The sequence below is a fragment of the Brevundimonas sp. GW821-FHT02A10 genome (assembly GCF_059422025.1).
Window position 1 is genome coordinate 1 of record NZ_JBWKWC010000007.1, and the last position, 20410, is coordinate 20410.

The following is a 20410-nucleotide window of genomic DNA, read 5'->3' on the forward strand; positions in this document are numbered from 1 at the left end:
CAAACGGGCGCTGGACGGCCACCCCCAACCGCTCGCCGCTCAACCCGATCCCGCCGCCGGGCCCGGGGATGATGCGGTGGTCAGCGAGGACTAGGCGTCCGACGCCGGGGGCGTCAGGTCAGGAGAGGCGTTCGCGACCGCCTCCAGCTCTTGTTCCAGGCGGTCGAAGCTCGCCTGACCTGGCGTGTGGCCGGCCACGAAGGCGTCGTCGATGATCGCGGCGGCCCGGCTGAGCGTCGGAAAGCCGAAGGTCCCTGCCGCACCGGCGATACTGTGGGCCAGGCGGCGCAGCTCGTCGGTGTTCTCGCTGTTCAGTAGGGCCCGAAGCCGCACCAGATCCTCCGCCGACCGGGCCCGAAAGCGCTCCCGCAGAGGAGCGAGGGGGTCGGTCACGGCTTTGCCCCGGCGAGGATGTCGCGGACCTGACCGGCCAGGGTCATGGGGTCGAACGGCTTGATGATCACCCCCACGGCCCCCAGACCGATGAAGCGCGCCTGTTCCTGGGCCTGGGCGCGGGCGGTCATGAAGATGACCGGGGTCGCCGCGTGGTCCTCCATTGCCCGGATTTGTTCCAGTGTCCCGGGACCGTCGAGGCCGGGCATCATGACGTCCAGCAGGATGGCGTCGGGCCGAAGTCCGGCCTTGAGGGTATCCAGCGCCGCCTGCCCCGAGGGACAGGAGGTCAGTTCGATCTCCGGGTCGATACCGAGCGCCAGCGCGGTGACCTCCCGGATGTCCGGCTCGTCATCGATATGCAGAATTCTCATCACTCAGCCCCACTGGTTTCGAGAGTTTTTCTGGCGTTGGTCAGGCGTCGCACGGTCCGCGCCAACCCGGCGAGAGAGGTGCGGGACTTGGTCAGGACGGCCTCGACCCGGTTGGCCAGGGCGGCGTCCATCTCCTGGGCGGAATAGACGATCACCGGGACCGTCAGGCCCGCGCCGTCGCCCAGATCGCTGAGCAGCTCCAGCCCCGACCCGTCGGGCAGGCCGAGGTCGAGGATGATGAGGTCCGGTCTGGTTTTCGCCAGCACGGCGCGGGCGGCGGCGAGGCTCTCGGCGGGCAGGATCTCGGCGGCGTCCGACAGGGCGGCAGCGGTCACTTCCAGGATGTCGCGGTCGTCGTCGACGTGCAGGACGACCGGGCGGGCGTCGCCGTTGCGCCGGTTGATGGCGGCGACGGCGGCGCGCAGGCGGGACTGGTCGACCGGCTTCTCCAGCCAGTCCAGCACCTCCAGCGAGCGGCCGCGCGCCTTGCCGTGGGCGGCGTCGCCGGAGACCACCACCACCGGCATGTCGGCGGCCCCGGGGGTGGCGCGGATTTCGCGGATCAGGCTGATGCCGTCGGCGTCCGGCAGCTGCAGGTCGATCAGGCAGGCGTCGTAATGAGCGGACCGGATGGCGACGAGGGCGTCGCGGGTCGAGCCGGCGATATCGGCGGCGAACCCGTCGCGTTCCAGCATCTCGCGCAGGATGTCGGCGGCGTCGGGATCGTCCTCGACGATCAGCAGGCGCGGACCGTCGTCCTCGGCGCTGGTCACCGGGATATCGGCCAGCGGCAGGTCCAGGTGGAAGGTCGCGCCTTCGCCCTCGGCGGATTCGAACCACAGCCGGCCGCCGTGGCGCTCGGCGATCTCGCGGGCGATGGCCAGGCCCAATCCGGTGCCCCCCTTGGCGCGGGTGTCGGAGCCGTCGGCCTGGGCGAATTTGGAGAAGATGCGCGCGCGGAAGCTCTCGGGGATACCGGGGCCCTGGTCGACGACGCTGAGGCGGGCGAGGCGAGTTTCACGATCAACGGTGACGGTCACCACCCCGCCTGCGGGCGAGAATTTCGAGGCGTTGGACAGAAGGTTGGTCACCACCTGGATCAGCCGGTCGGCGTCACCGCGCACGGGAGCCGCCTCGGCGTCGCCCAGGGCCACCACGACGCCGAGCTCACGCGCATAGCCCTGAACGCCCTCGATGGAGCGTTCGGCGATCTCGCGCAGGTCCAGCGGCGCCAGTTCGAGCCGCAGCTTGCCGGATTCGATCTTCTCGATGTCGAGAATGTCGTTGATCAGCCGGACCAGCCGCTGGCTGTTCGACTGGGCGATCTGGATCAGCCGCGCCGCCTTCTCGGGCAGGGGCCCCGCCGCGCCGCCGGACAGCAGGCCGAGCGAGCCGGCGATGGAGGTGAGGGGGGTGCGCAGTTCGTGGCTGACGGTCGAGACGAACTCGTCCTTCAGCTGTTCGATGCGGCGGCGTTCGGAGATGTCGCGCACCACGGCGACCACATGGGTTCCGGTCGGCAGTTGCATGGCGCCCAGGGCCACATCGACGGGGAAGGTTTCGCCCGAGCGGCGCGATCCCTCCATCTGGCGGATCAGCCCGCGCGTCAGGGCGCCTTGCGACGTGCCGAGCCGCTTGAGGAACTCGCCGTCGCCATCGGGGGCGATGTCGATCAGGAGGGAGACGTCACGTCGGGCCAGTTCGGCGGCGGAATAGCCGAACATCCGCTCGCCGGCGGCATTGACCGTCTCGATACTGCCCGAGGGGTTCAGGGTGATGATGGTGTCGATGGCGCTGTCGAAAATGACCTTCTGGCGCGCTGTGGTGGCCTGAAGGTCGGCCAGAATCAGCCGGCGGGCTGTCATGTAGCGGCGGGTCATCCAGGCGGTCGCCGAAATCACCGCCAGCAGCAGCAGGAACAGGCCCGCTACCAGCCATTCGGTGCGGATGCTGCGTTCGTCCGCGCGACGAGAGCGCGTGTCCAGGGCCGCGGCCTCGCGGTCGACCATCCGGCCGATGACGATGCGGACATTGTCCATCACCGCCTTGCCCTCATTGGTTCCGGTGCTGACCAGGGCGGCGGCCGTGACGCCCGAGCGGCGGCGATCGATGGCGCGCGCCAGAATGGTCATCTTCCGGTCGGCGAGGGCCTGCAGCCGGACGAAGTCCCCGGACTGATCCGCCTGGGAGCCCAGCAACTCGCCGAGCCGCGCCTCCTGATCCGCCAGCGAGGCGGTGGCGGTGGCATAGGGGTCCAGATAGGTCTCGTCGCCGGTCAGCACATAGCCGCGCACCGCGGTCTCGGCGTCCTGCAGCGACGAGAAGACGCGCTGGATCTGCAGGCGCGTCTCATAGGATTTGTTGACCTCCGCGCGCAGGGCGCGGCTGCTTTCGAATTCCCGAACCAGTTCAACGGCGACCAGCACGAGCAGGGCCGGGATCAGCACGGCTGCAATCAGGGCGAGCAGATTGTTGCGGTGCAACCAGGGTTGACGGGCAGGGGTCAAGGCGCCGTATCCTCGAAGCAATCAGTGTCCCCCGGCCGGAGTATCGAATTGAAAATCTGCGTCATCGAGGACGATCCGCTCATGCTGAGCCACCTGGAGGGGATGCTCACAACCGCGGGTCATGACGTCGTCACGGCCCTTGATGTCGATACAGGACTGACCCGGGCGGAAACGCAAGGGGCGGAAGCTGCCGTAGTAGACATACTGATGCCCGAACGGGACGGCCTGAATTTCATCATGGAAATTCGCAGAAAGCTTCCGGATATCCGGATCGTGGCCATCAGCGGCGGCGGGCGTCTGGGGGCCGGCTCGCTCCTCAAGATGGCGTCGGGCCTCGGCGCGGACGCAACCCTGGTGAAGCCTTTCTCGGCCAGCGATCTGGAGATCGCCCTGAACGGCTGACCGGAACGGGTTCGGCCTTGCATCCGCCGCGCCCCGGGTGTTGATCGGGGAGGCCTTGACCGACGCCGCCGCACCCGAACCGACACCGACGCCGCCTCCTGAACGGCCGCGCACCGGCTCGCTCGCGCCGCTGGCCCATCCGGTGTTCCGGGCAGTGTGGATCACCAGTCTGGCGTCGAATTTCGGCGGGCTGATCCAGTCGGTCGGCGCGTCCTGGATGATGACCTCCATGGGGTCGGCCCAGATGGTCGCCCTGGTCCAGGCCTCGACGACCCTGCCGATCATGCTGCTGTCGCTGCTGGCCGGCGCCATGGCCGACACCTCGGACCGGCGCCTCGTCATGCTCTGGGCGCAAGGTTTCATGCTGGTGGTCTCTATCGGGCTGGCGGCGGCGACCTGGCTGGGCTGGATCAATCCCTGGCTGCTGCTGCTCTTCACCTTCCTGATCGGCGTCGGCACGGCCTTCAACGGCCCGGCCTGGCAGGCCTCGGTCGGCGACATGGTGCCGCGCAGCGACCTGCCGGCGGCGGTGACGTTGAACTCGGTCGGCTTCAACATCGCCCGCAGTGTCGGACCGGCCATCGGCGGGATCATCGTGGCGGCGGCCGGGGCGGCGACCGCCTTCGCCGTCAACGCCGTCTCCTACGTCGGCCTCATCATCGTCATCGCCCGCTGGAGGCCCGAGCGCCCGCCCCAGACCCTGGCCCGCGAGGGACTGTGGCACGCCATGGGGGCGGGGGTGCGCTATGCGGCCATGTCGCCGCGCGTCTATGCGGTGCTGATCCGGGCGGCGGTCTTCGGCGTCGGGGCCATTTCGGTCCAGGCCCTGCTGCCGCTGGTGGCGCGCCATCTGGTCGGGGGCGGCCCCCTGACCTACGGCCTGCTGCTGGGCGCCTTCGGCATCGGCGCCGTGGTCGGAGCCTTCGGCGCCGGTCGGCTGCGCGCCCGCTTTTCCAACGAGGTGCTGAGCCGGATCACCTGCGCGGCCTTTGGTCTGTCGGCGGTCGTCGTGGGACTGAGCCCGTGGATGGCCCTGACCCTGCCAGCGCTGGCCCTGTCCGGGGCGGCCTGGGTCCTGACCCTGTCGGCCTTCAACGTCACGGTGCAGATGTCGGTGCCGCGCTGGGTCGTGGCGCGGGCGCTGGCCCTCTATCAGATGGCGGCCTTCGGCGGCATGGCTCTGGGCGCCTGGGTCTGGGGCGTGGTCGCCGACGGGCACGGCGTCGGCGTCGCCCTGATCGCCTCGGCGGTGGTGCAGGTCGTTTGCGTCCTCATCGGCCTGCGCCTGCCCCTGCCGACGGCGGGCGACCTCAACCTCGATCCGCTCAGCCGCTGGACCGAGCCGCGCATCGCCGTCGAGATCGAACCGCGCAGCGGGCCGGTGGTCATTTCCATCGAATACCGCATCGACGAGGACCGCATCCCCGAGTTCCTCGACGTCATGAACGAGCGCCGCCGGATCCGTCGCCGGGACGGGGCGCGGCACTGGACCCTGTTGCGCGACCTGGCCGATCCGTCCGTGTGGGTCGAGCGCTATCATACCCCGACCTGGGTCGATTACGTCCGCTACAACCAGCGCCTGACGCAGGCGGATGCAGCGATCTCCGAACGGATCGCCGAACTGCACACCGGGCTCGAACGGCCCGTGGTTCATCGCCTGATCGAGCGCTCGACCGGCCATTCGGTCGAGCACGGAGACGCGCCGCCGATCACCGAGGCCCTGACGGACGCGACCCGTTCGGCCTGACCGACGCAACTTCCCTAAGGGAAGCTTTTCTCCATACCGTTCATACCAAGGCGCTTCTGTGGCGCATTAACAGGCCTTGCTGTGCTGCAAAGTGCGCTGAAGTCACGAGTTTGAGCATGCTCTTGCTCCATACCGGTCTTTCGATATAGCCTCCACTCAGGGTCGTAACCCGACCCTGCAAAACGCACCGTCCAACAACGGATGGGCAGGGAGGGAAATCATGAAGCTGCAATACCGGATGAACGGCCGCGCCTCGGCGCTTGCCCTGATCGCTTCCGTCGGCATGTTCGGCCTGGCCGGCGCCGCAAACGCCCAGCAGGCGGAGCCCGAGGTCAACCGGGTCGAGGACGTCATCGTCACGGCCGCCAAACGCGAACAGAACCTGCAGGACGTGCCGATCGTGGTCACGGCCCTGAGCCAGGAGGCTCTGGAAGGGGCGGGGGTTCACGACATCAAGGATCTGCAGATCCTGACGCCGGGCCTGATCGTCACCTCCACCTCGAACGAGGCCATCACCACCGCCCGCGTGCGCGGCGTCGGCACGGTCGGCGACAACCCCGGGCTGGAAAGCTCGGTCCTGGTGACCATCGACGGCGTCTATCGCCCGCGCAACGGCGTCGGCTTCGGCGACCTCGGCAATCTGCAGCGCATCGAGGTGCTGAAAGGGCCGCAGGGGACCCTGTTCGGCAAGAACGCCTCGGCGGGCGTCATCAACATCATCACCGAGGCCCCCAGCTTCACCTTCGGCGCCGAGGCCGAACTGACTGGCGGCAACTACGGCCAACTGGGCGGCTCAGCCTATGTCACCGGTCCGATCATCGCCGACACCCTGGCCGGCAGCCTCTATTTCGCCGATCGCCAGCGCGACGGGTTCCTGGACGTGGTCACCACGCCTGGACCGCGCACCAACGATCAGGACGTCGACCAGAACTTCTACACCGTTCGTGGCCAGCTGCTGTGGCAGCCGTCCGACAAGCTCTCGGGCCGGTTCATCGCGGACTACACCAACCGCGACGAAAACTGCTGCTCGGCGACCCAGCTCTATGTCGGCTCCTCGGCCGTTTCGCGCGCCGTCCTGATCAATCAGGTGCGTCCGGGCTCGGTCGACACCACCGCCCATCCGTTCGACCGGATCGCCAGCGCCAACCGCGACACCACCCAGAAGATCGAGGACCAGGGCGTCTCGGCCGAGTTCAACTACGACCTGACGCCGGACATCACCCTGACGTCGATCACGGCGGGCCGCAGCTGGCGCACCGAGAACGGCCAGGATTCGGACTTCACCGGCGCAGACATCGCCTGGCGTCCCACCGACGGCACCAACTTCACCGAGATCAAACAGTTCTCGCAGGAGTTCCGGGCGGCGGGCACGGACGGGCCGGTCGACTGGCTGGTCGGCGCCTTCTACGCCAAGGAAGACCTGACGGCGGGATCGCAGCTGCTCTACGGCACGGACTATTACGCCTATGTCGCCGGCAAGCTGCTGGGCGGCGCCCCGGCCCTTCTGGGACTGACGCCGGCGACGATCTTCCAGGCCGGCAACGGCAGCCGCGACAGCTATGACCAGACGACCGAGAGCTGGGCCCTGTTCACCGACAACACCGTCCACATGACGGACAAGCTGTCCCTGAATCTCGGGGTGCGCTGGACGCTGGACGAGAAGGATCTGACCTCGGTCTATACGACCACGGGTTCGTCCTGCGATCAGGCCGAGGCCGCCTATCTGACCCTCGTCGGTCTGGCGGGGGCGGCGACGGCCGGCTCCATCGTCGGCACGCTTTGCCTGAACAACGAAAACAATGACTTCGACGCTCTGGGCGCCAACCACCAGACGCGCAGCGAGGACGCGGTTACCGGCACCCTGAAGCTGAAGTACGACCTCACCGACAACGCCATGATCTACGGCTCCTATTCGCGGGGCTTCAAGGCGGGCGGGTTCAACCTCGACCGCGAACAGGCCATCGTCATCACCGCGACAGGCCCGAACTTCACGGCCGATCCGGATACGGAGTTCCGGGGCGAGTATGTCGACTCGTTTGAACTCGGGACCAAGCTGCGCCTGTTCGACGGCTCCCTGCTGCTCAACGCGGCGGCCTTCCACCAGACGTTCGAGGACTTCCAGCTGAACACCTTCGTCGGCACGGCCTTCATCGTGGAGACCCTGCCGGAAGTGATCTCGAAGGGGGTCGACGCCGACTTCAACTGGGCGACGCCCCTCGACGGCCTGACCTTCCAGGGCGGCGTGACCTATGCCGAGACCACCATCTCGGAGTTCACGGCGTCGGATCTGCTGGTCGCCAGCCGCTTCAACAGCCTGCGTCGCCTGCCCGGCGCCCAGCTGTCCTTCGCGCCAAAGGTCTCGGTCTCGCTGGCCGGGAACTATGAGACGCCGATCGGCGCGGGCCTGATCTTCAAGACCAATGTGACGGCCAAATACCTGAGCGAATACAACACCGGCTCGGATCTGCACCCGTCCAAGCTTCAGGACGCCTATACCCTGGTCAACGCCCGAATCGGCATCGGTTCGGAGAGCGGCCGCTGGACGCTCGAAGCCTGGGCCCAGAACCTGACCGATCAGGATTACCTGCAGGTCGGCTTCAACGGCCCGTTCCAGGTCGACGAAAACAACGATGCGATCAGCGTCTACGACGCCTTCCTCGGGGCGCCGCGGACCTATGGTCTGACCCTACGGCTCACCTACTGATCCCGAGCCCACTGAAGCCGCCCCGGTCGCAAGGCCGGGGCGGTTTTTTTATGGATGGAGATTGTCAGGCTGCGAGCGAGATGAACCGCTTCAGGTGCGCCTGCGGGCTGCCCAGTTCGATCATCAGGGCCGTGGCGCGGCGGAAGTAGTGGCTCAGCGCCAGCTCGTCGGTCATGCCGATGCCGCCGTGGGTCTGGACCGCGTTCTGGGACACGAACTTCAGGGCCTTGGCCACGCCGACCTTGGCGGCGGAGACGGCGCGGGCGCGCTCGGCGGCAGGGGCGTCCAGCTTCAGCGTCGCCATCAGGGTCAGGGACACCGCCTGTTCGACGGCGATGAACATGTCGACCAGCCGGTGCTGCAGCACCTGGAACTCGCCGATGGCGCGGCCGAACTGCTTGCGCTGGCGGGCATAGTCCAGGGTCTGGCCATGCAGCTCGCGCAGGACGCCGACCGCCTCGGAGCACAGGGCGGCGACCGCCTCGTCCGTCACCGGCGCGATCAGGGCGTCATAGGCCTCGTTCACCGACCCCAGCAGGGCGTCGGCGGGCAGGACCAGACCTTCCAGATCGATCTCGGCGGCGTGGCGCTCGTCCACGGTCGGATAGCCGCGCACCGACAGGCCGGAGCCCGCGTTCGCGACGTCGATCAGGAACAGGCTCAGCCCCGCCGGGTCGCGCGGATCGGTCCCGGCGGTGCGGGCGCTGACGATCAGATGGCTGGCCCATGGCGCGGCCGAGACCACGGCCTTGGACCCCGTCAGCTTCCAGCCCTCGCCGGCGGGGGTGGCGGTGGTCGCGACCGACAGCAGTTCGTGGCGACCTTTCGCCTCGCCGTGGGCGAAGGCGACGATCGCGGCGCCCGCGACGATCTCCTCCAGAAGGGCGTCGGCGCGCGCGCCGCCGGCGCGCTTGAGCAGGGAAACCGACGTCAGGGCCGTCTCGAGGAACGGTTCGACCACCAGGGCCCGGCCAATGGCCTCCATCAGCACCATGGCCTCGACCGGCCCGCCGTCCAGACCGCCCGCGGCCTCGGGCGCCATGACGCCGACGACACCCAGCTCCTCGGCCAGGGCCTGCCAGACCTCGGGGCTCCAGCCCGCTTCGGAGGCGACGATCTTCTTGCGCGCTTCGAAGTCGTAGCGGGCCTTGAGGAAGCCGGAGACGGAATCGTTGAGCAGCGACTGCTCTTCGCTCAGGTCGAAATTCATCTCAGAGCCCCAGAACCATCTTGGCGATGATGTTGCGCTGGATCTCGTTCGAGCCGCCGAAGATCGAGACCTTGCGCATGTTGAAATAGGTCGGCGCGGCGCGACCGGCGTAGTCGGGGCCGACCGGCCCCACATTTCCCAGACCCCGCGCGTCGGGCAGGGCGTAGGAGCCGAGGGCCTGCACGGTCATCTCGGTCAGCCGCTGCTGGATCTCCGTGCCCTTGATCTTGAGCAGGGAGGACTCCGGTCCCGGCCCCTTGCCGGCGCTTTCGCGGGCCAGGGTGCGCAGCTCGCTGTATTCCAGCGCCAGCAGGTCGATCTCCAGATCCGCCAGCTCGGCCTCGAACACCGGGTCGTCCAAAACGCCTTCGGCCGCCGCCACCTTGCGCAGCTTCTCCAGACCGCGCTTGGCCCGGGCCACGCCCGCGATGCCGGTGCGTTCGTGGGCCAGCAGGAATTTGGCGCAGGTCCAGCCCTCATTCTCCTTGAAGATCCGGTTCTCGACAGGAACGCGCACGTCCTCCAGCCACACCTCATTGACCTCGTGCGAGCCGTCCAGGGTGATGATCGGCCGCACGGTGATGCCCGGGCTCTTCATGTCGATCAGCAGGAAACTGATGCCCGCCTGCTGCTTGGCGTCGGGATCTGTGCGGACGAGGAAGAAGCCCCAGTCGGCGAACTGTGCGAGCGTCGTCCAGGTCTTCTGGCCGTTGACCACGTAATGATCGCCATCCCGGACGGCGCGGGTCTTAAGGCTGGCGAGGTCGGAGCCGGCGCCCGGCTCGGAATAGCCCTGGCACCACCAGATGTCGCCCGCCAAGGTCGGCGGCAGCCAGCGCGCCTTCTGCTCGGGCGTGCCGAAGGTATAGATCACCGGCCCGACCATATTGATGCCGAACGGCAGGATCGGCACGGTGTCGGCGGCCGCCATTTCTTCCGACATCAGGAAGCGCTGGGTCTGGCTCAGGCCGGGACCGCCATATTCGACTGGCCAGGCCGGGGCGCTCCAGCCGCGTTTGGCGAGAATGCGATGCCAGGACAGGAAGTCCTGATCGTCCAGCTCGACGCCGGCGTCCTGTTTGGCGCGCAGCTCGGCCGGATATTCGGCGGCGATGAAGGCGCGGACCTCGTCGCGGAAGGCGAGGTCTTCGGGGGAGTAGTCGAGGTTCACGCGGAAGGCTCCGTCAGGACGAGGGCTTTGACGTCCGCCTTCACGATCTTGCCCGCCGCGTTGCGGGGCAGGGCGTGGGGCAGGATGAAGACGGTCACGGGGACCTTGAAGGCGGCGAGGCGTTCGGCGGCCAGGGCGCGCAGAGCTTCGGGCTCGACCGACTGGCCGGGGGCCAGCGACACCACCGCCACCGGCTCCTCGCCCAGCACCGGGTGCGGGCGGGCGATCAGGGCGGCCTCGGCGACAGCCGGGTGTTCGAACAGGATGTCCTCGACCTCCTGACAGTAGATGTTCTCGCCGCCGCGAATGATGATGTCCTTCTTGCGGTCGACGATGAAGCAGAAGCCTTCCTCGTCCAGCCGGGCCAGATCTCCGGTGTGGACCCAGCCGTCGACGAAGGTCTCGGCCGTGGCGTCGGGCCGGTTCCAGTAGCCCTTCACAACATTGGGGCCATAGGCCAGCAGCTCGCCGACCTCACCGACAGGCAGATCATTGCCGTCAGCGTCGATGACGCGCAGGTCGCTGACCGGCAGGGCGGGGCCACAGCTGTCGGGACGGTTCAGATAGTCCTCGCCGATATGGTGGGTGTGGGTCGCCGAGGTCTCGGTCATGCCCCAGCCCGAGCCGGGCAGGCCGGTGGTCTCGCGCGCGATCTCGCCGACCAGAGCGGTGGGGGCCGCCGCCCCGCCGTAGGTGACCGTCTCCAGCGAGGACAGGTCGTATTTGTCGCGGTCGGGATGCTGCAGCAGCTGGATGGCCACGGCGGGCACGCCGCCGATGGAGTTGATCTTCTCGCGCTCGATCAGCATCAGCCCCTCGGCCGCATCGAAGCGGCGCTGGCAGACCAGCTTCTGGCCGTTGATCAGGGCGGGCAGCAGCAGGGCGTTGCAGCCGGTGGTGTGGAAGAAGGGGATGGAGACCAGGCCCGACTTCTGCGGTCCCGTGGGGTCAGGCTGCGGCGGCGCCTCGCCCCGGCGCACGAAGGCGCGGCTGTAGGAGAAGAGGCCGGCGACCAGTCCGGTGCCGGCGTTGCGATGGGTGGCCAGGGCGCCCTTGGGCTTCCCCGTCGTGCCGGAGGTGTAGAAGATGGCCGACAGGTCCTCGGGGGCGAGGGCGACGGCGGGCATGTCGCCCGGCGGCAGGGCTGCCCAGTCGTTGGGTTCGCCGATGATCGTTTCCAGCCGCGTGATGCGGGCGTCCGAACTGCCGGGATCGCCCCGGCTGACCAGCACCTGCTCCAGATCGGGCAAGGCGTCGCGGTGGTCGGCGATCCGGGCCAGTCGCTCGATGTCGAAGATGGCGACCTTGGAGCCAGAATCCTGCAGGCCGAAAGCCAGTTCGGCGCCGCTCCACCAGGCGTTCAGCGGCACCACGATCGCCCCGATCAGGGAGGCGGCGAAGAAGGCGACCGGCCATTCCGGCAGGTTGCGCATGGCGATGGCGACCCGGTCGCCCTTCTGCACGCCACGCGCCTGAAGGTCGGCGGCGAGAGCCAGGCTGGCGCGGGCGAAGGCCTCGAACGTGACCCGCTCGTCCTCATAGACGATGAAGGTGCGCTCGCCGTGCATGCGCCCGGCCATGAAGGTGTGCATCAGGGTCGGCGGGCCGTTCTTCCAGATCTTCGTCGGGCGCCCGTCGATTTCGATCGTCCCGATCTCGAACGGCGACCCCGGCTGGGTCAGCGCGGCGTGGGCCTGGGCCAGCGACATGGCGGGCCATACAGGGGCCTCGGCTTTGGCGACCGCATCGGTCATGGCGTTCCTCATTCCGGTCGCCTGTTGCGACTCTGACTGGGTGCGTTCACAAGTGGATGTTTCCGTAACGGAAATCTCAAGCCAAACGCGCAAACCCGGTATAGGCTGGACCCTGCGCCATACTCAATCTTCTAATCAAGACCTGAATGACCCGAGCCGCCCCCCGCCAGACTGAACGCTATGAGGCGAAGCGCGACGCCATCCTCAATGCGGCGGCGCGGCTGTTCAATCGCAAGGGGCTGAAGGGCGCGACCCTGGCCGATGTGGCCGAGGCCGTCGGTCTGATCACCACCAGCGTGACCTACTACTACCGGCGCAAGGAGGACCTGGCGGCGGCCTGTCTGCTGCGCACTATCGACCTGCTGAACGGCCTCGTGGAGACGGCGAGCGTCGCCCCGACGCCGGAAGCGCGGGTCACGACCTTCCTCGACGCCTATTTCGAGGTGCTGGCCGAGATCGCCACGCACCGACGGCCCGAGCCGATCAATTTCTACGATATCCGCGCCCTGACCGGGCCGCAGGTGACGACGGTCAAGGAGGCCTTTAACGACCTGTTCCGCGCCATCCGCGCGCTGCTGCGGCCCGAGGCCGGATCGCCGTTCGACCGGCTGGAGGAGAACGCCCGGACCCATCTGTTCTTCTCCCAGATCCTGTGGGCCCGGACCTGGCTGCGACGCTATGACCCGGACGACTATCCGCGTGTGGCGAAGCGGATGGCGGCCCTGATCCTGGACGGGATGGCGGAGAACGGCGTCGTCTGGCGCGGCGCCGACGGGCCCGCCGTCGATCCCGATCCGCCCGTGGACGGCGAGATTTCGCAGGCCAGCTACCTCAAGGCGGTGACCCAGCTGGTCAACGACCAGGGCTATCACGGCGCCTCGGTCGACCGGATCGCGGCCAGGCTCAACGTGACCAAGGGCTCCTTCTACCACCACAACGACACCAAGGACGATCTGGTCGCCAGCTGCTTTGAGCGCAGCTTCGCCATCGTGCGCGGAGCCCAGAGGGAGGCCGTAGGCGAGACCGGCTGGGACCGGATCACCTCGGTCACCGACGCCCTGGCCCGGTTCCAGCTCAGCCCGAACGGGCCTCTGCTTCAGTATATGGCGCTCGCAGCCGCCCCCGGCGGCATCCGCGGCGACCTGCTGGCCGCCATGGATCGGCTGTCCAAGCATTTCGCGGGCGAGGTCTCGGACGGCATCGCCGACGGCTCGATCCGGCGCATCGACCCGGCCGTAGCCGCCCAGCTCATCACCGGCGCCGTCAACGCCGCCGCCGACCTGCCGCGCTGGATCAAGGGCAAGCAATATCCGGCGGCGATCGATCCGGACTGGGCTTCGCGCACCTTCGTCCGGCCCCTGTTCACGGGACTGTTGCGCGCCTGATCGTCCAGCCATGCTAGCGTGGGGCATGGATTCACGGATCGACCACGACCTGATCCTCGTCGGCGGCGGGCTGGCGGCCGGGCTGATCGCCTGGCGACTGGCGCTCGACCGGCCCGATCTGCGCGTGGCGGTGGTCGAGCGCGACGGCCGGATCGGCGGGCGCCACACCTGGTCCTTCTTCGACGGTGACGTCTCCGAGGCAGACCGCGACTGGCTGACGCCCGCGACCACCTATCGCTGGGATGCGGGCTATGACGTCTTCTTCCACGGCCTGAGCCGCAGCCTGCAGACACCGTACAACAGCCTGACCTCCGAACGACTGAATGAGGCTGTCGCGCCTCTGCTGGGTGATCGCCTCATCACCGGCGAAGCGGTCGAGGTCGGGCCGGATCATGTGACCCTCTCCGATGGCCAGGTCCTGACCGCGACCGGGATCATCGACGCACGCGGACCGTCCGCGACGCCGCATCTCGATCTCGGCTGGCAGGTCTTCCTCGGCCAAACGCTGAAACTGACCCAGCCGCACGGCCTGACCCGTCCGACCATCATGGACGCGACGGTGGGGCAGGGGGACGCCTATCGCTTCGTCTACCTTCTGCCGTTCGACGCCACGACGGTGCTGATCGAGGACACCTACTATGCCGACGCTCCGACCCTCGACCGCGACCTGATCCGGGCCCGGATCGACGCCTATGTCCGGTCGCGGGGCTGGGAGGTTGAGGCGGTCGTCGCGGAGGAGGAGGGCGTCCTGCCCATCGTTCTGGACGGCGACATCGACGGCTTCTGGGCCGAGGGCGAACCGGTCGCCCGCGTTGGACTGGCCGCCGCCCTGTTCCATCCGACCACTGGCTACTCCCTGCCGGACGCGGTCGCCACCGCGCGGATGATCGCGGACATGCCAGACCTGTCCTCTGCCGCCCTTCGCGCCGCGACCGAGGGGCGGTCGAAGACGCTGTGGGCCGAGCGGGCCTTTTACCGCCTGCTGGACCGGATGCTGTTCCGCGCGGCGGAGCCCGGCGAGCGCTGGAAGGTGCTGCGCCGCTTCTACGGCCTTAACGAAGGCATCGTGCGACGCTTCTACGCGGGGCGCAGCACGGCGCTGGACAAGGTGCGGCTTCTCGCGGGAAAACCGCCTGTGCCCGTCGTCAAAGCCCTCCATCAGTTGCGTGAGACCCGAAGCGGAGTCGCTGCATGAGGGACGTTGTTGCCAAACGCGCGGTGGTCATCGGGGCCGGTTTCGGCGGCTTGGCCCTGGCTATCCGGCTGCAGCGCGCGGGCATCCACACCACCCTTCTGGAGAAGCGCGACAAGCCCGGCGGCCGGGCCTACGTCTGGCATGAGGATGGCTTCACCTTCGACGCCGGCCCGACGGTCATCACCGATCCCGCCTGTCTGGAAGACCTGTTCGAGGGGACCGGCAGCCGCCTGTCCGACTATGTCGAACTCCTGCCGGTGAACCCCTTCTATCGGCTGTGCTGGGAGGACGGGGCGACCTTCGACTACGTCAACGACCAGGACGGGCTGGACCGCCAGATCAAGGCCTTCAACCCGGACGACGTCGAGGGCTACCGCCGCTTCCACGACTATTCCGAAGAGCTCTATCAGGAAGGCTATGTGAAGCTGGGCGCCGTCCCCTTCCAGTCCTTCTGGTCGATGATCAAGGCGGCGCCCGAGTTGGCCCGGCTGGAGAGCTGGAACAGCGTCCACGCCATGGTCGCCCGCTTCATCAAGGACCCGCACCTGCAGCAGGCCTTCAGCTTTCATACGCTGCTGGTCGGCGGCGATCCCTTCAAGACGAGTTCGGTCTACGCCCTGATCCATGCGCTGGAGCGGCGTGGCGGTGTCTGGTTCGCGAAAGGCGGCACGGGCGCCCTGATCGCCGGGCTGGCGCGCTTCTTCACCGACCTCGGCGGCGACCTGCGCCTCAACGCTCCGGTCGAGCGGATCGAGATGGAGAACGGCCGCGCCCGCGCCGTCACTCTGGAAGGCGGAGAGGTTGTGCCTGCCGACATGGTCGCTTCCAACGCCGACGTGGTCCACACCTATGACAAGCTTCTGGGCCACGTCCCGCGCGGCCGGACCAAGGCGAAGTCGCTGAAGTCCAAGCGCTTCTCCATGTCGCTGTTCGTGCTGCACTTCGGGCTGAAGACGCCCCAGCCGCAGTTGGCCCACCACACCATCTGCTTCGGCCCCCGCTACCGCGAGCTGATCACCGAGATCTTCAAGGGACCGGACCTGCCCGAGGACTTCTCCCTCTATCTGCACTCGCCCGTCGCCACCGACCCGTCGATGGCGCCCGAGGGGATGTCGGGCCACTATGTCCTGTCGCCCGTGCCGCATCTCGGCGCGGCCGACATCGACTGGGAGGTTCAGGGGCCGCTCTATCGCGAGAAGATCCTCGACTATCTGGAAGAGCGCTACATCCCGAACCTCAGGCGCGATCTGGTCACGACCCGCATCTTCACGCCCGGCGACTTCAAGGAGGAGCTGAACGCCCATCTGGGCAGCGCCTTCTCGCTGGAGCCGATCCTGACCCAGAGCGCCTGGTTCCGGACCCACAATCGCGACGACAAGGTGCCCAACCTCTATGTCGTCGGCGCCGGGACCCATCCGGGCGCAGGCATCCCGGGCGTCGTCGGCTCGGCCAAGGCGACAGCAGGCCTCATGCTGGAACAGGCGGGCCTCTCACGCGCTGGAGCAGGCGCATGACCGACGCCGTCCTCGCCGCCTCGAAAGACTCGATCGTCAAGGGATCGAAGAGCTTCCGCTCGGCCTCGCGCCTGTTCGATCCGGCGGTGCGCGAGGACGCCTGGCTGCTCTACGCCTGGTGCCGCCGCTGCGATGACGAGATCGACGGCCAGGACCACGGCTTCGGCCATGAGGAGCTGTCCGAGAAGGAGCAGCGCCGCCGCCTCAAGAGCCTCTATCGCCAGACCCGCGCGGCCCTGGCCGGCCAGCCGATGGACGACCAGACCTTCGCCGCCTTCCAGCGCGTGGCTCTGCGCCACCATCTGCCGGAGCGCTGGCCGCTGGACCTGCTCGACGGCTTCGCCATGGATGTGGAGCATCGGGAGTACCGGACGCTGGACGACGTCATGGCCTACTGCTGGCACGTCGCGGGCGTGGTCGGGGTGATGATGGCCCGGGTCATGGGGGTGTTCGACGCCCAGGTCCTGCGCCGCGCCCAGGATCTGGGTCTGGCCTTCCAGCTGACCAATATCTCGCGCGACGTGGTCGAGGATGCGGAGAACGGCCGCGTCTATCTGCCCGCCGACTGGCTGGTCGAGGCCGGGTTGGAGCCGACGCCCGAGGCCGTGGCCGATCCGAAGAACCGCGCGGCCGTCCACGCCGTCACCGCCCGGCTGCTGGCCGTCGCCGAACCCTATTACGACAGCGCCCGCGTGGGTCTGCGCGGCCTGCCGTTCCGGTCGTCGATGGCCATTGCGGCGGCGCGTGGCGTCTATCGTGAGATCGGCCGCAAGGTGATCCGCTCGGGCCCTGGCGTGTGGAAGAACCGCGTCTCGGTCGGCAAGCCGATGAAGCTCTGGCTGTTCGGGCGCAGCGTCCTGATCGCCGTCTGGACCCGGGCGCTGGACCGCGGCAAGGCCCCTCCGCCGCGCCCCGAGATGTGGACGCGGGTCTAGGCGTTACGCCGCTCGGCCCGCAGCCGCTTCAGTTCGGCGGCCAACGCCCTGGGATCGGGCGCTATCAGGAAGCCGAAAGACACCGCGCCGCCCTTCGACATCACGGCATGATGCAGGCGGTGCGCCTGAATGAGCCGGCGCAGATAGCCGCCCTTCGGCACCCAGCGGAACGGCCAGCGCTGGTGCACCAGCCCGTCGTGAAAGATCGCATAGGCGAGCCCGTAGAGGGTCACGCCGCTGGCCAGCGCATAGAGCAACCACGACTTTGTCAGCCACGCCGCGAGGAACAGGCCGAACCCGACCGCCGACCCGACTACCGCATAGAGGTCGTTCATCTCGAACAGGCCGGTGCGGGGCTGGTGATGGCTCTGGTGCCAGCCCCAGCCCCAGCCGTGCATGATCCAGCGGTGCGAGGCCCAGGCCACGCCCTCCATCGCCAGGAAGACGGCGACCACGATCAGGGTGAACCAGAGGGGGATCATCGGGTGATCCTACGCGTCGGCGCGCGGGTCTCCAACCATCCGTTCCCCTGATGAGCCGGGACCGCTAGGATGGTCCGATGAGCGATGACAGCCCAATCCTAGGCCGCAAGGACCAGCATCTCGACGTGGTTCTGTCCGGCGCCGGCCGTCACGCCAATGATGCGGGCTTCGATCGGGTGCGCTTCGTCCATGAGGCCCTGCCGGATCTGGATCACGCCAAGATCGATCTCGGCGCCGACTTCCTCGGCCGGCGGCTGAAGGCGCCCCTGCTGATCAGCGCCATGACCGGCGGTCCGGCCCGGGCCGAAGCGATCAACGCCCGTCTGGCCGAGGCCGCCCAGCATCTGGGCATCGCGCTCGCCGTCGGCTCCCAGCGCGCGGCGCTGGAGGGGGAGGGGGGAACCGGTGGTCTGGACGCTTCCCTTCGCGACCGGGCGCCTGACACGCCGATCCTGGCCAATATCGGCGCGGCCCAGCTGACGCGCGGCTTCGGCGTGGACGAGGCGCGGCGGGCCATGGCCATGATCGGCGCCGACGCCCTGATCGTGCATCTGAACCCGCTGCAGGAAGCCTGTCAGCCCGAGGGTGACCGCGACTGGTGGGGCGTGGGCGCGGCGCTCGAGGCCCTGATCCGCAAGCTCGATGCGCCCGTCGTGGTCAAGGAGACCGGCGCCGGCCTGTCCGCCGCCACCGCGCGCCGCCTGATCGACATGGGCGCGGCGGCCATCGACATCGCGGGCGCCGGCGGCGCAAACTGGGCCCTGATTGAGGGCGAGCGCGCCACCGACATGGCGGACAAGATTCACGCCTCGGCCTTCGCCGACTGGGGCATCCCCACCGCCCGCGCCATCGCCGAGGCCCGCGCCGCCTGTCCGGGCGCGGTAATCATCGGCTCGGGCGGCATTCGCGACGGCGTCGACGCCGCCAAGGCCATCCGCCTGGGCGCCGATGTCGTGGGTCAGGCCGCCAATGTGCTGGCCGCCGCGACGATTTCCACGGACGCCGTGGTCGCTCACTTCCAGACGGTCATCCGCCAGCTCCGCACCGCCTGTTTCGCGACGGGCTCGGCCAATCTGGCGGCGCTGAAGCGGGCGCCGCTGCAGGGCTAGGCCGACGGCAACAACGCGCCCGCGAACCGGCGATACCGTCCCGCCCGCACCCCATCCGTCGCCCGCTCGATGTCCGGCGCGAAATAGTGGTCGGAGCTGTATTCGGCGGCGGCTTCGCGGACGATGGCGAAGACCTGTTCCAGCGCCGCCGAGCTTTTTAGCGGGCGGTGGAACTCGATGCCCTGGGCGGCGGCCAGAAGCTCGATCCCGACCACGGTCGCGGCGTTCTCGGCCATCTCCAGCAGGCGCCGCGCGCCGTGGGTGGCCATGGAGACGTGGTCTTCCTGATTGGCGCTGGTCGGGACGGTGTCGACGCTGCACGGATGGCTCATCATCCGGTTCTCGGCGACGAGTGCGGCGGCCGTCACCTGGGCGATCATGAAGCCCGAGTTCAGCCCGCTCTCGCGCACCAGGAAGGCCGGCAGTTCGCTCATCTTCGGATCGACGAGGATGGAGGTCCGGCGCTCGGAGATGTTTCCGATCTCGCACAGGGCCATGGCGATCTGGTCGGCGGCGAAGGCCACCGGCTCGGCGTGGAAATTGCCGCCGGAGATGACGTCGCCGTCCTCAATGAAGACCAGCGGATTGTCGGTGACCGCATTGGCCTCGCGCGCCAGCATGGCGGCGGAGGCCGTCAGGACATCGAGGATCGCGCCCATCACCTGCGGCTGGCAGCGCAGGGAATAGGGGTCCTGCACCTTGCCGTCGTCTTCCAGATGACTTTCGCGGATGGCGCTGCCGGCCATCAGGGCGCGCAGGCGTTCGGCGACGGCGATCTGGCCGGGCTGGCCGCGCAAGGCATGGATGCGGGCATCAAACGGAGCGTCGGATCCCTTCAGCGCATCGACCGACAGGGCGCCGGCGGCGATCCCGGCGGCATAGACCGCCTCGGCGGCGAACAGGCCGGCCAGCGCCAGCGCCGTGGAGCACTGGGTGCCGTTCAGCAGGGCCAGACCCTCCTTGGGGCCCAGCGTCAGGGCCGTGCGGCCCGCCACGGCCAGCGCCGCCTCGGCGTCCAGCGTCCGGCCCTCATGCCGCGCCTCGCCGACGCCGATGAGGACGCAGGACATATGGGCCAGAGGCGCCAGGTCGCCCGAGGCGCCCACCGAGCCCTTGGACGGGACGCAGGGCAGGACGTCGGCGTTCACCAGCGCGATCAGGGTCTCCAGCGTCTCGCGCCGGATGCCCGAGGCGCCGCGCGACAGGGACGCGATCTTGAGCACCATCATCAGACGGGTCACCGCATCGGGCAGAAGGGCGCCGACGCCACAGGCGTGGCTCAGCACCAGATTGCGTTGCAGGGTCTCCAGATCGCCGGGCGCGATGGAGGTGTTGGCGAGCAGGCCGAAGCCCGTATTGACGCCATAGACGGTGCGGCCCTCGGCGACGATGGCGGCGACGGTCGCGGCGCTCTTCTCGACACAGGCCCAGGCCTCGGCGGTGAGTTCGACGGTGACCGGCGCGTCGAGGACGGCGCGGAGCTGGGGCAGGGTGAGGGGGGCGGCGCCGAGAACGAGGGTGGTCATGA

The 20410-nt window shown here is 68.5% G+C and carries 16 protein-coding genes; 8 read left to right on the forward strand and 8 right to left on the reverse strand.

What is annotated here, in order from left to right; translation table 11 throughout:
• Nucleotides 1–90: 90 nt before the first annotated feature.
• From AC07U0_RS16150 to AC07U0_RS16160, 3 genes are read right to left on the reverse strand one after another with little or no spacing between them, the layout of a single operon-like run.
• Complete coding sequence (locus AC07U0_RS16150; RefSeq protein ID WP_494721000.1) at nt 91–393, reverse strand: Hpt domain-containing protein; 303 nt, start codon at nt 391–393, stop codon at nt 91–93.
• Nucleotides 390–767 carry a response regulator gene (locus tag AC07U0_RS16155; protein WP_494721001.1) on the reverse strand — a complete coding sequence of 126 codons (378 nt, stop codon included), beginning with the start codon at nt 765–767 and terminating at the stop codon, nt 390–392. The genes AC07U0_RS16150 and AC07U0_RS16155 overlap by 4 nt, the downstream gene beginning before the upstream one ends.
• A complete protein-coding gene (locus AC07U0_RS16160) occupies nt 767–3274 on the reverse strand; it encodes a response regulator (protein ID WP_494721002.1) in 2508 nt (835 codons plus the stop codon). Before AC07U0_RS16160 ends, AC07U0_RS16155 begins: the two co-directional genes overlap by 1 nt.
• 48 nt (nt 3275–3322) lie before the next feature.
• Here AC07U0_RS16160 and AC07U0_RS16165 point away from each other — a divergent pair, with 48 nt between their 5' ends.
• The 3 genes from AC07U0_RS16165 (at nt 3323) to AC07U0_RS16175 (ending at nt 8127) form a co-directional block, all read left to right on the forward strand.
• Complete coding sequence (locus tag AC07U0_RS16165) at nt 3323–3676, forward strand: response regulator (protein ID WP_494721003.1); 354 nt, start codon at nt 3323–3325, stop codon at nt 3674–3676.
• Between the two features lie 55 nt (nt 3677–3731).
• Nucleotides 3732–5423 (forward strand): MFS transporter, encoded by a 1692-nt coding sequence (locus AC07U0_RS16170; protein ID WP_494721004.1) that lies wholly within the window; start codon nt 3732–3734, stop codon nt 5421–5423.
• Between the two features lie 220 nt (nt 5424–5643).
• The gene (locus tag AC07U0_RS16175) at nt 5644–8127 is read left to right on the forward strand and encodes a TonB-dependent receptor (RefSeq protein WP_494721005.1); all 2484 of its coding nucleotides are present in this window, start codon (nt 5644–5646) and stop codon (nt 8125–8127) included.
• Nucleotides 8128–8191: 64 nt separating this feature from the next.
• Here the strand turns inward: AC07U0_RS16175 and AC07U0_RS16180 are convergent, their stop codons facing one another.
• The 3 genes from AC07U0_RS16180 to AC07U0_RS16190 are packed head-to-tail and all read right to left on the reverse strand — an operon-like array spanning nt 8192 to nt 12262.
• Nucleotides 8192–9337 carry an acyl-CoA dehydrogenase family protein gene (locus AC07U0_RS16180; RefSeq protein WP_494721006.1) on the reverse strand — a complete coding sequence of 382 codons (1146 nt, stop codon included), beginning with the start codon at nt 9335–9337 and terminating at the stop codon, nt 8192–8194.
• Between the two features lies 1 nt (nt 9338).
• Complete coding sequence (locus tag AC07U0_RS16185) at nt 9339–10508, reverse strand: acyl-CoA dehydrogenase family protein (RefSeq protein ID WP_494721007.1); 1170 nt, start codon at nt 10506–10508, stop codon at nt 9339–9341.
• A complete protein-coding gene (locus AC07U0_RS16190; protein ID WP_494721008.1) occupies nt 10505–12262 on the reverse strand; it encodes a class I adenylate-forming enzyme family protein in 1758 nt (585 codons plus the stop codon). The genes AC07U0_RS16185 and AC07U0_RS16190 overlap by 4 nt, the downstream gene beginning before the upstream one ends.
• Before the next feature lie 146 nt (nt 12263–12408).
• Here AC07U0_RS16190 and AC07U0_RS16195 point away from each other — a divergent pair, with 146 nt between their 5' ends.
• The 4 genes from AC07U0_RS16195 to AC07U0_RS16210 are packed head-to-tail and all read left to right on the forward strand — an operon-like array spanning nt 12409 to nt 17291.
• Complete coding sequence (locus AC07U0_RS16195; RefSeq protein WP_494721009.1) at nt 12409–13647, forward strand: TetR/AcrR family transcriptional regulator; 1239 nt, start codon at nt 12409–12411, stop codon at nt 13645–13647.
• Nucleotides 13648–13672: 25 nt separating this feature from the next.
• Nucleotides 13673–14842, forward strand: coding sequence for a lycopene beta-cyclase CrtY (crtY, locus tag AC07U0_RS16200; RefSeq protein WP_494721010.1), 1170 nt, complete (start codon nt 13673–13675; stop codon nt 14840–14842).
• Nucleotides 14839–16356 (forward strand): phytoene desaturase, encoded by a 1518-nt coding sequence (locus tag AC07U0_RS16205; protein ID WP_494721011.1) that lies wholly within the window; start codon nt 14839–14841, stop codon nt 16354–16356. Before crtY ends, AC07U0_RS16205 begins: the two co-directional genes overlap by 4 nt.
• Complete coding sequence (locus tag AC07U0_RS16210) at nt 16353–17291, forward strand: phytoene/squalene synthase family protein (protein WP_494721012.1); 939 nt, start codon at nt 16353–16355, stop codon at nt 17289–17291. Before AC07U0_RS16205 ends, AC07U0_RS16210 begins: the two co-directional genes overlap by 4 nt.
• Here the strand turns inward: AC07U0_RS16210 and AC07U0_RS16215 are convergent.
• On the reverse strand, nt 17288–17773 hold the full coding sequence (locus AC07U0_RS16215; RefSeq protein WP_494721013.1) for a sterol desaturase family protein: 486 nt from the start codon (nt 17771–17773) through the stop codon (nt 17288–17290). The two genes, AC07U0_RS16210 and AC07U0_RS16215, sit on opposite strands and share 4 nt — an antisense overlap.
• Before the next feature lie 77 nt (nt 17774–17850).
• On the opposite strand from AC07U0_RS16215, the gene fni reads away from it, so the two are divergent.
• Entirely contained in the window at nt 17851–18882 is a 1032-nt protein-coding gene (gene fni, locus AC07U0_RS16220) for a type 2 isopentenyl-diphosphate Delta-isomerase (RefSeq protein ID WP_494721014.1), read from the forward strand.
• Here fni and hutH read toward each other — a convergent pair.
• On the reverse strand, nt 18879–20408 hold the full coding sequence (hutH, locus tag AC07U0_RS16225; RefSeq protein ID WP_494721015.1) for a histidine ammonia-lyase: 1530 nt from the start codon (nt 20406–20408) through the stop codon (nt 18879–18881). The genes fni and hutH overlap by 4 nt on opposite strands.
• Nucleotides 20409–20410: the final 2 nt, after the last annotated feature.

What these genes read in the sequence shown, in the direction of transcription:
- crtY (WP_494721010.1), top strand. Translation starts at nt 13,673, where the DNA reads ATGGATTCACGGATCGACCACGACCTGATCCTCGTCGGCGGCGGGCTG.
- hutH (WP_494721015.1), bottom strand. Translation starts at nt 20,408, where the DNA reads ATGACCACCCTCGTTCTCGGCGCCGCCCCCCTCACCCTGCCCCAGCTC.
- AC07U0_RS16175 (WP_494721005.1), top strand. Translation starts at nt 5,644, where the DNA reads ATGAAGCTGCAATACCGGATGAACGGCCGCGCCTCGGCGCTTGCCCTG.
- AC07U0_RS16205 (WP_494721011.1), top strand. Translation starts at nt 14,839, where the DNA reads ATGAGGGACGTTGTTGCCAAACGCGCGGTGGTCATCGGGGCCGGTTTC.
- AC07U0_RS16155 (WP_494721001.1), bottom strand. Translation starts at nt 767, where the DNA reads ATGAGAATTCTGCATATCGATGACGAGCCGGACATCCGGGAGGTCACC.
- AC07U0_RS16180 (WP_494721006.1), bottom strand. Translation starts at nt 9,337, where the DNA reads ATGAATTTCGACCTGAGCGAAGAGCAGTCGCTGCTCAACGATTCCGTC.
- fni (WP_494721014.1), top strand. Translation starts at nt 17,851, where the DNA reads ATGAGCGATGACAGCCCAATCCTAGGCCGCAAGGACCAGCATCTCGAC.
- AC07U0_RS16195 (WP_494721009.1), top strand. Translation starts at nt 12,409, where the DNA reads ATGACCCGAGCCGCCCCCCGCCAGACTGAACGCTATGAGGCGAAGCGC.
- AC07U0_RS16190 (WP_494721008.1), bottom strand. Translation starts at nt 12,262, where the DNA reads ATGACCGATGCGGTCGCCAAAGCCGAGGCCCCTGTATGGCCCGCCATG.
- AC07U0_RS16215 (WP_494721013.1), bottom strand. Translation starts at nt 17,773, where the DNA reads ATGATCCCCCTCTGGTTCACCCTGATCGTGGTCGCCGTCTTCCTGGCG.
- AC07U0_RS16210 (WP_494721012.1), top strand. Translation starts at nt 16,353, where the DNA reads ATGACCGACGCCGTCCTCGCCGCCTCGAAAGACTCGATCGTCAAGGGA.